Source organism: Bradyrhizobium sp. DN3, assembly GCF_041357655.1.
Classification (GTDB): Bacteria; Pseudomonadota; Alphaproteobacteria; order Rhizobiales; family Xanthobacteraceae; genus Bradyrhizobium.
Genome location: NZ_JAULLN010000094.1, coordinates 1 through 647, shown reverse-complemented (window position 1 = coordinate 647; position 647 = coordinate 1). Strand labels below are relative to the sequence as shown.

Sequence of the window (647 nt, the reverse complement as noted above, 5' to 3'; positions counted from 1 at the left end):
TGACCCGCAACCAGCTGTTGGAGATCTCCCGCCGCAACGAGGACACCGAGTTCAAGGTGCCGCTGCAGCGGCTGTCCAATGTCACCGCCGAGCTGCAGGAGGGCGTCATGAAGACGCGCATGCAGCCGATCGGCAATGCCTGGCAGAAGCTGCCCCGCATCGTCCGCGATCTCTCGAGCGAACTCGGCAAGCAGATCGAACTGGAGATGCACGGCGCCGACACCGAGCTCGACCGCCAGGTGCTCGACCTGATCAAGGACCCGCTCACCCACATGGTGCGCAACTCCGCCGATCATGGCCTGGAGACCCCCGCCGAGCGCTTAGCGGCCGGCAAGGGCGAGCAGGGCACCATCCGGCTGTCCGCCTATCACGAGGGCGGCCACATCATCATCTGCATCGCCGACAACGGCCGCGGCCTCAACACCGAGAAGATCAAGGCCAAGGCGATCTCCTCAGGGTTGGTCACCGAGGCTGAGCTCGAGAAGATGAGCGAGGCCCAGATCCACAAGTTCATCTTCGCGCCGGGCTTCTCCACCGCGGCCGCCATCACCTCGGTCTCCGGCCGCGGCGTCGGCATGGACGTGGTCCGCACCAATATCGACCAGATCGGCGGCACCATCGACATCAAGAGCGTGGCCGGCGAGGGC

General features: G+C 65.7%; 1 protein-coding gene. It reads left to right on the top strand.

What is annotated here, in order from left to right:
* The coding region (locus AAE027_RS39500; protein ID WP_370991184.1) for a chemotaxis protein CheA at window positions 1-647 on the top strand (647 nt) is incomplete at both ends.